The sequence below is a fragment of the Pseudomonas sp. ICMP 8385 genome (assembly GCF_002699915.1).
Classification (GTDB): Bacteria; Pseudomonadota; Gammaproteobacteria; order Pseudomonadales; family Pseudomonadaceae; genus Aquipseudomonas; species Aquipseudomonas gessardii.
In genome coordinates, this window is the sequence record NZ_LKBY01000096.1 from 82792 (window position 1) to 90868 (window position 8077).

Here is an 8077-nt window from a genome sequence, read left to right on the forward strand (position 1 = left end):
CCCACTCCCACATTGGCTTGGGGATCAGCCGCGCTCGCGCGGAATCAGGCTCTGCAACTGCAAGGCCAGGAAATTGGCATCAAAGGCGAAGGTGTCCGGGTCTTTCAGGCCATTGGTTTTCTTCCACAGCCAGTCATCGGAGCCCGGCAGCAGTACCAAGGATATGCTGCCATAACGGGCAGCGGTCAGGCCCATGACCGACAACGCAATCAACCCACCCACCCCCATCACCTCCGGCACGAACTCCACCGGTTTGCCGGCAATCTCGATGGTCAGCTTCTCGCTCTTGAAGGTCGAAGTCTCCACCGGCACGCTCGGGCCGGACGCCACATAGGCCTCACGCCGCACTGCCAGCAACCCATCACTCTTGACCGGCGCCAGCCATTGCTCGATGTGGCCATACAGCTCGGTGATTTTGCGGGTCCAGTGGGCAGACTGCACCTCGAACTGCTGGCGCTTGTGCGCTTCGCTGTCGGCGTAATGACGAAGCATCTCGCCCAGTTGCTGTACATCGTCCATGCGGTGTTCCTCGGGGGGCAAACAACGATCATGGCAGATGCAGCAGCGGCGCGTATGACTAACGCTCGCGTGTTGGGTAAGGTGTGGCTTTTGCCCCACAGCTTGAGGAGCTTTGCATGCGCACCATCGGCCTTATCGGCGGCATGAGCTGGGAGTCCAGCGCCGAGTACTACCGGATCATCAACCAGCAGGTACGCGACCGGCTGGGGCCGCTGCGCTCGGCACCGATCCTGCTGTACAGCGTCGACTTCGGCCCGGTGGAACAAGCCCAGCACGCCGGGCGCTGGGATGACGCGGCGCTGATCCTGCAAGACGCCGCACGCCGCCTGCAAGCCGGTGGTGCGGACTGCATCGTGCTGTGTACCAACACCATGCATCTGCTGGCACCGCAGATCGAAGCCTGCGTGTCGGTGCCGTTCCTGCATATTGCCGATGCGGCGGGCGCGGCGGCGGTGCAGGCCCAGACCCTGACGGTCGGCCTGCTGGGCACGGCGTTTACCATGGAACAGGACTTTCTCAAGGCGCGCCTGGCGGCCCAGGGCTTGCACGTACTGGTGCCCGACGCAGCAGAACGCTGCGCCGTGCACCGGATCATTTATGACGAGTTGTGCGTCGGAGTGATCAGCGAAGCCTCACGCCAGATATACCAGCAGGCCATCGCCAACCTCGCGGCCCGTGGCGCCCAGGCGATTATCCTGGGGTGTACCGAGATCGGCCTGCTGATCAAGCCCGAGCACAGCGACCTGCCGTTGCTGGACACCACCGCGCTGCATGCGCAGGCTGCGGTGGCGTTTGCCCTGGGCGATCAGGCGGTCTGACGCAGGCGGGCCATGCTCAAGGCATCGACAAAGACGCCGTCACGCACGGCGTAATCACGCAGCCGGCCCTCGGTCTCGAAACCGAACTTACGGTACAGCGCCTGGGCCGGCTCGTTATCGGCGTACACCGTCAGTTCCACCCGGCGCAGGTTCATCCAGTTGTCCGCCACCTCCAGCGCCGCGCCCAACAACTGAGTGCCCACGCCCTTGCCCTGCCAGGCCACCGCCACCCCCATGCCAATGCCGCCGATATGGCTTTGCCGACTGCGCGCATATTGCTCCAGGGTACAACTGCCAATCACCTCGCCCGCCTGCACCGCCACCAGCCTGAGCAGTCGCTCATTGGTATCGGCCAGGCGCTTGCGCCACACCTCCAGTGACTGGAACGGCATCTGCAGCACCTGACGGCACACGGCCGGTTCGTTGTAGAGCGCACGCATGCCTTCGAGATGGGGTTCGGCAAAGCGCTGGATCACGATCTTGGGGTCAGGTGTAGGCATTGTGTTTCATCCTTTGAAAGACAAGTGGCCGAGCAGTGTAGGCGCCCGCTACCGTCCTGGGGAATACTCGATCTATCAATGCCTCGGCAGACCACGGGTACGTGCCGCCTTCTTTTCGTATTTTTGAGCGTGCAGCTCTGCTTGCTGCTTGAGGGCCAGGCAGTATTCAAGAAGACATTGATTGGCATCAGGGACTTCAGCCTCATCGCACAGGCGCCTGGCTGCCGCTGCGGAGATAGGTTTGCCACGTGGCATCAATCGCCCCCTGATTACAGCCTTTCGGTTGTTGACCAGTGTGGCGTGATTGAGCTTGAGCACCTCCACGGTTTTGACCGCTTCAGGTGAAAGCCCCTCGACCCTGCCATCACTGGAAAACCGGAACTGCTGGCTGGCAGCAGGAGACAGCGGCGAGACAAAAAGCCCTTTAGCCGGGTCGTAGGCCTTCTTCTCTATCGCGCCGTACTCACAAGCCACACCTGACTGGCTAGCGGGATAACAGGCAACCATATTGTCGTAGGCAATACTCTTGGCCTCATGCTCCGCTTGCGGAAGCACATGTTCAATATGGCAACTGAAAATCGTCCCCTGCCCCCTCGCCAGGCACTCATCAGCGGTCGGCAATCGGCGCAGGGTATAGGCACAAAGATGAAACTGCTCCAACAGCAGCGCTTTGCGAACGGGCTCGCCCGGAAAACTACTGCCCCGGCCATAAAACAGATTCTGGGGTGTCTCTCTGTTTGCTCTGCGCCAGTCGATCAGTTCACGGGGTTCCGCACCTTTTCTGATCGACCTCACGCTTCATCCTCTTGCGTCCACCTCAGGGAATCAAGACTGGCCTGGACTTCAAGGATATCGGGGATATCTCCAATATCCTGTCGTAGCGACTCAATACCGGCTTGAGCAGCGTCCAGGTCGTCGTCATCCAGATGGAGATGGATTTTTTTAAGTTGCTCGCTCACGTCCTGGTTTTGTGCAAAGCCGCCCATCAACTCTTCCACTACTTCACCACTGCGAAGCCCGAGTGACCGCTCTGGATGCCCGAGGTACCGACCCTCCTTGAGCAACATGATTGCGTTGGCGGGCAGTTCACCGAGGATTTGCGGGGAGTGGGTAGTGATGATGAATTGGCAATTGGGGAAGGTTTTTTCCAGATTGGCCACGACGGTACGTTGCCAGCCTGGGTGCAGGTGCAGGTCCAGTTCGTCGATCAGAACTACGCCACTGCCTTTGAGCGGATCGACAACCTGACGGTTCAGCAATGTAAGCCTGCGAGCCAGATCTCCCACCATCGCCAGCAGGCACTTTTCGCCGTCCGACAGTTGCAGAACGTTGAACTCAAGATTGCCTTTAAGGACTGTCATTCGCAACGCAGGCTTGCGGCGGACCCTGACATCCTTGAAGCCAGTGAACGTTTCGATGGCGCGACGAACTGCAGAAAGCTCCGGGTCACGATACCCTGGCACATCCCGAGCCTTTTCGTTTTCAAGGTCTTCCTGGTTGCGAAACCAAATGAAGAACCGCTTGAAGTCAGCGCCGCCGTGACCAAGGGCGTCGTCATACCCCTCAGCGATGGCATTGACCAACTGCTCTCTGATGCGTAATGGCACATCCAGAACAGCGCGATGGACATCGTAATAAACCGCCAGTGGCAACTGGACCGGTGCTTCGTCAACAAGCTCGTGACGCAGGACATCGATCTCGATGGAGCCAGCAGCAGTATTCAACTGGCTCAAGTCGCTGCTTCGTTCCTTGGGATGCTTACCTGCCTTACGGTTTAAAGCGATCGCCCAATCAACTTCATTTGCCGCAAACCTGGCGACTAATTGCAGGCGCGTATAGTCAGCGCCAACCTTGATATCGTCCTTGGAGATAGCCCTGGACTTTGAAGCCTGCCCCACGATCCGCGAGGTCAAATTCGACAGCGTAATCGCCAACGCATCCAGAATCGAAGACTTGCCCACCCCATTGACCCCGACCAAAGCAATAGTCTTCTTGCCCTCAAAATCAAGCTCGACGTGCTCGATGCCACGGAAATTGACGAGAGTAAAACGCTTGATCTGCATGATCGGCTTCCAACATCCCCGGCCAGGTCAGCCAGTCTTCAAAGTAAGCAGCGATCATAGTAATTATCGGCCGCCCTGTCACGGCGCGCACGGTTACCCCTATCAATCCCCCCGCACCGCCAAGCGCCACACCCGTGCAATATCCGCCGCCCGCTCGCGCAACAGCCTCGGCGCTTCGCTGCAGGCCTGCTCCAGGCTCATCGGTCCGCCAGGCAAGGCGAACGCGGCGTCGACGCCATGGGCGTACATCTGCTCGTAACCCTCGCCCAGGGTGCCGGCGATCACGATCACCGGCACGCCGTGCTGCTTGGCCACCCGTGCCACGCCAAACGGGGTTTTACCGCGCAGGGTCTGGGCGTCGAAGCGGCCTTCGCCGGTGATCACCAGGTCGGCGCCGCGCACGGCGTTTGCCAGGCCCACCAGGTCGGCGACCACCTCCACGCCCGGGCGGAACCGGGCGCCGAGGAAGGCCTTGGCGGCGAAGCCCAGGCCACCGGCGGCGCCGCTGCCGGGCTCGTCGCGCACGTCCCGGGGCAAGACCTGGGCGCAGTGCTCGGCAAAATGGCCGAGGGCCTGGTCCAGTTGCTCGACCTGCTGTGGGTTGGCGCCTTTTTGCGGGCCGAAAATCGCTGAGGCACCGTGGGGCCCGCACAGAGGGTTGTTGACGTCGGCGGCGATGTCGAAACGCACCTGGGCCAGGCGTGGGTCCAATTGCTCAAGATTGATCCGTGCCAGGTGCGCCAGGGCCAGACCGCCACGCGCCAGGGCTGTGCCTTGGGCGTCGAGCAGTTGCACGCCCAGGGCCTGCAGGGCACCAGCGCCGCCGTCGTTGGTGGCGCTGCCGCCAATCGCCAGGATAATCCGCCGGGCCCCGGCATCCAGGGCGGCGCGGATCAGCTCACCGGTGCCGAAGGTGCTGCTGGCACAGGCATCACGCTGCCCCGGCGCGACTAATTGCAGGCCACTGGCTTCGGCCATTTCGATGATTGCCGTGGCACTCTCGGCCAACCAGCCCCAACGCGCCTCAACGGTGCCGCCCAACGGGCCTTGCACGGTGCAACTGCGCAACTCGCCCTGGCAGGCCGCAAGGACCGACGCCACCGTGCCTTCACCGCCGTCCGCCATCGGGCACTGGATCAATTCGGCCTGCGGCCAAACCTCAGCCAGGCCTTCGGCAATGGCCTGGGCCACGCCTTCGGCACTCAGGCTGTCCTTGAACGAGTCGGGGGCGATGATGACTTTCATGGGCTTTCTCCGGTTTTTATGACGCCCATGCTGCCAGTTGGCACCGGCAATGACGCCTGTCCGATGCACAAGCGTGGCTGGGGTTTGTTGTTCATTTCTACAAAAGTGCCGGCGCCTACAGGGATTGGGGCAACAGCTGCCCCCCCAGGTACAGCGCGAGCATGCCGTCCAGGGTCAGGGGATCGACACCGCTCAGTTCGGCAATGCGCTCCATGCGGTAGCGCAGGCTATTGCGATGGATGCCCAGGGCGTCGGCGCAGGCCTGGCTTTGCCCGTCGTGCTCGCACCAACTGCGCAGCGTGGCCTGCAGTTGGCCGTTGCTGTCTTTGGCCAGGACCTTGCGCAACGGGTTGAGCAATTCATCGAGGGCATCGTCGGTGCGATGGCGCCAGAGCATCACCGGCAAGCGGTAGCGATTGAGGGTCAGCAGGCGCGACTGGGGCAGTATGTCGCGGCCATAGGCGAGCAAGTCCGCCACGCGCCGATAACAGCGGCGCAAGCCGGCCAACCCATCGGCCTGGCCACCCACGGCGACCCGCAGGATGTTCCAGCCCGCAGCATCGAGTTTTTCCAGCAAGCGCGGGTTATCCATCGGCACCGAGGCCGGGCGGCACCACAACAACGAAAACTGTGCAGAACTGACGCACCAGCTGTCCGGGTAACGGGAGGCCAGCCAGGCCGCCAGGGCTTCGGCGGTCTGCCCCGGGCCCAACTCAAACAGATAGGGGGTGCGCGACAATTGCGGCTTGAGCCCCAGTTGCTGGGCCTCATCCACCAGGCGCGGCGATTCGCCGCTGTCGGCCAGCAGCAACGCCAGCAGATCATCACAACGCTGGCGTCGCCATTGCTGCTCGGCCTGTTGATGGCGCTGGCTGACCAGCATCTCGGCGGTCATACGCACCAGTTCGGCATAGGTGCGCAGCAGTTGCGGTTCCCCACTGATGCCCAGCACCCCGATCAGGCGCTGGTCATGCAGCAGCGGCAGGTTGATCCCCGGCGCCACGCCCTTGAGGTGCTTGGCGGTCTGGCTGTCGATTTCCACCACGCGACCGTTGGCCAGCACCAATTGCGCGCCCTCATGGCGGGTGTTGATACGCTCCGGCTCGCCGCTGCCAAGGATCAGGCCCTGGCTGTCCATGACGTTGACGTTATAGGGCAAAATGGCCATCGTGCGATTGACGATGTCCTGCGCCAGGTCATGATCGAGCTCGAACATGGGGCTAAATTCCTTGAAAGCGCTGCATTAAGCGATTGGTCAAAGGCACAGCGCAATGGATGGATCGCTGTGCGGGGGCACAAAGACACGGCACCGTCCCGTGACCGAGACTCTTGGGGCGATCAACGTTACCCGCGCATCGCGAAAAATCATAATAAAGAGAGAACACCATGTCACAGAGCGCCGCCGCTACCCTGGCCAACGATGACGACAAAAACGCCGTCTACAAGCGCATCACCCTGCGCCTGATCCCCTTTATTTTCATCTGCTACCTGTTCAACTACCTGGACCGCGTCAACGTCGGCTTTGCCAAGTTGCAGATGCTCGACGCCTTGAAGTTCAGCGAGACCGTGTACGGCCTCGGTGCCGGGATCTTCTTTATCGGCTACGTGCTGTGCGGCGTGCCGAGTAACCTGGCGCTGACCAAGTTCGGTCCCAGGCGCTGGATTGCGCTGATGATGATCACCTGGGGCACCCTGTCCACCTGCCTGTTGTTTGTGACCACACCGACGCACTTCTACACCTTGCGCCTGTTTACCGGGGCCGCTGAGGCGGGCTTCTTCCCCGGCGTGGTGCTGTACCTCTCGCAGTGGTTCCCGACCTTCCGCCGCGGGCGGATCATGGCGCTGTTCATGTCGGCGATCCCGGTGTCGGGCCTGCTCGGCAGCCCGTTCTCCGGCTGGATCCTTAACCACTTCGCGGCTGGCCAGGGCGGTCTCGCGGGCTGGCAGTGGATGTTCCTGCTGCAAGGTGTGCCCACGGTGATCCTTGGCGCCCTCGCCTACTTCCTGCTCAGCGACAGCTTTGCCAACGCCAAATGGCTGACCGCCCATGAACGCGCAGTGCTTGAAGCCGACCAGGCCACCGACCTGGCCAACAAGCCCAAGACCACTACCGATTCGCTGCTGCAAGTGTTCAAGAACCCGGCGATCTGGGCCTTTGGCCTGATCTACTTCTGTATCCAGAGCGGCGTGTACGCCATCAACTTCTGGCTGCCGTCGATCATCAAGAACATGGGCTTTAGCGATAACCTGGTAATCGGCTGGCTCAGTGCAATTCCGTATTTGCTGGCGGCAGTGTTCATGCTGGTGGTGGGCCGCTCGGCCGACCTGCGCAAGGAGCGCCGCTGGCACTTGGTGGTGCCGATGCTGATGGGCGCTGTCGGCCTGATCATCGCGGTGAACTTCGCCACCACCCCGGCCATCGCGATCCTCGGCCTGACCATCGCCACCATGGGCGCCCTCACCGGCTTGCCGATGTTCTGGCCAGTGCCCACCGCCATGCTCAGCGCCGGTGCTGCAGCGGGTGGCCTGGCATTGATCAACTCCATGGGCCAGATGGCGGGCTTCTTGAGCCCGTACGTGGTGGGTTTTGTGAAGGATGCCACCGGGTCCACCGACCTGGCGCTGTACCTGCTGGCGGCGGTGATTGTCGCGGGTAGTGTGCTGGCGTTGCGCATGACCCGTACCTTAAAAGCATAACCCTTGTAGAAGCCGGCTTTGCGACGGTCGCGGTGAGGCAGTTAACTTCAAGGTGACTGCCCTATCGCCACTGTCGGCAAGCCGGCTGAATTCTATTGTGGAACTGAGTTTCCGGTCCTGAATTCAACACATAAGTGCAACGCTCACCCCTGTATGCACTTCGTACGGCGTCTTCCAGCCCAAGCGCTTGCGCGGGCGTAGATTGATCCTCGCTACTGTCCGATTGACGGCTTCG

8 protein-coding genes and 1 pseudogene are annotated in these 8077 nt (G+C 61.6%); 2 read left to right on the top strand and 7 right to left on the bottom strand.

Going from position 1 to position 8077, the window contains the following annotated elements; translation table 11 throughout:
- Positions 1 to 24: 24 nt before the first annotated feature.
- On the bottom strand, positions 25 to 519 hold the full coding sequence (locus AO268_RS13690) for a hypothetical protein (RefSeq protein ID WP_099168987.1): 495 nt from the start codon (positions 517 to 519) through the stop codon (positions 25 to 27).
- Between the two features lie 116 nt (positions 520 to 635).
- Between AO268_RS13690 and AO268_RS13695 the strand changes: the two genes are divergently transcribed.
- Positions 636 to 1337 carry an aspartate/glutamate racemase family protein gene (locus tag AO268_RS13695; protein WP_099168988.1) on the top strand — a complete coding sequence of 234 codons (702 nt, stop codon included), beginning with the start codon at positions 636 to 638 and terminating at the stop codon, positions 1335 to 1337.
- Here the strand turns inward: AO268_RS13695 and AO268_RS13700 are convergent.
- From AO268_RS13700 to AO268_RS13720, 5 genes are all read right to left on the bottom strand, one after another.
- The gene (locus AO268_RS13700; protein WP_076960811.1) at positions 1325 to 1837 is read right to left on the bottom strand and encodes a GNAT family N-acetyltransferase; all 513 of its coding nucleotides are present in this window, start codon (positions 1835 to 1837) and stop codon (positions 1325 to 1327) included. The two genes, AO268_RS13695 and AO268_RS13700, sit on opposite strands and share 13 nt — an antisense overlap.
- 75 nt (positions 1838 to 1912) lie before the next feature.
- Positions 1913 to 2632: a hypothetical protein gene (locus tag AO268_RS13705; RefSeq protein ID WP_076960810.1), complete on the bottom strand. Its 720-nt coding sequence runs from the start codon at positions 2630 to 2632 to the stop codon at positions 1913 to 1915.
- Positions 2629 to 3900: an AAA family ATPase gene (locus AO268_RS13710; protein ID WP_076960809.1), complete on the bottom strand. Its 1272-nt coding sequence runs from the start codon at positions 3898 to 3900 to the stop codon at positions 2629 to 2631. Before AO268_RS13710 ends, AO268_RS13705 begins: the two co-directional genes overlap by 4 nt.
- A gap of 102 nt (positions 3901 to 4002) precedes the next feature.
- A complete protein-coding gene (locus AO268_RS13715; RefSeq protein ID WP_099168989.1) occupies positions 4003 to 5145 on the bottom strand; it encodes a glycerate kinase in 1143 nt (380 codons plus the stop codon).
- A gap of 115 nt (positions 5146 to 5260) precedes the next feature.
- Positions 5261 to 6361, bottom strand: coding sequence for a sugar diacid recognition domain-containing protein (locus AO268_RS13720; RefSeq protein ID WP_099168990.1), 1101 nt, complete (start codon positions 6359 to 6361; stop codon positions 5261 to 5263).
- A 170-nt stretch (positions 6362 to 6531) separates the two neighbouring features.
- Here AO268_RS13720 and AO268_RS13725 point away from each other — a divergent pair, with 170 nt between their 5' ends.
- Positions 6532 to 7842 carry an MFS transporter gene (locus tag AO268_RS13725; RefSeq protein WP_076960806.1) on the top strand — a complete coding sequence of 437 codons (1311 nt, stop codon included), beginning with the start codon at positions 6532 to 6534 and terminating at the stop codon, positions 7840 to 7842.
- Positions 7843 to 7965: 123 nt separating this feature from the next.
- On the opposite strand, the pseudogene AO268_RS13730 reads toward AO268_RS13725, so the two are convergent.
- A pseudogene (locus AO268_RS13730) lies at positions 7966 to 8077 on the bottom strand (IS30 family transposase); the annotation flags it as partial.

Excerpts from the sequence above, each read along its gene's own strand:
- AO268_RS13690 (WP_099168987.1), bottom strand. The coding sequence starts at position 519 with ATGGACGATGTACAGCAACTGGGCGAGATGCTTCGTCATTACGCCGAC.
- AO268_RS13695 (WP_099168988.1), top strand. The coding sequence starts at position 636 with ATGCGCACCATCGGCCTTATCGGCGGCATGAGCTGGGAGTCCAGCGCC.
- AO268_RS13700 (WP_076960811.1), bottom strand. The coding sequence starts at position 1,837 with ATGCCTACACCTGACCCCAAGATCGTGATCCAGCGCTTTGCCGAACCC.
- AO268_RS13710 (WP_076960809.1), bottom strand. The coding sequence starts at position 3,900 with ATGCAGATCAAGCGTTTTACTCTCGTCAATTTCCGTGGCATCGAGCAC.
- AO268_RS13715 (WP_099168989.1), bottom strand. The coding sequence starts at position 5,145 with ATGAAAGTCATCATCGCCCCCGACTCGTTCAAGGACAGCCTGAGTGCC.
- AO268_RS13720 (WP_099168990.1), bottom strand. The coding sequence starts at position 6,361 with ATGTTCGAGCTCGATCATGACCTGGCGCAGGACATCGTCAATCGCACG.
- AO268_RS13725 (WP_076960806.1), top strand. The coding sequence starts at position 6,532 with ATGTCACAGAGCGCCGCCGCTACCCTGGCCAACGATGACGACAAAAAC.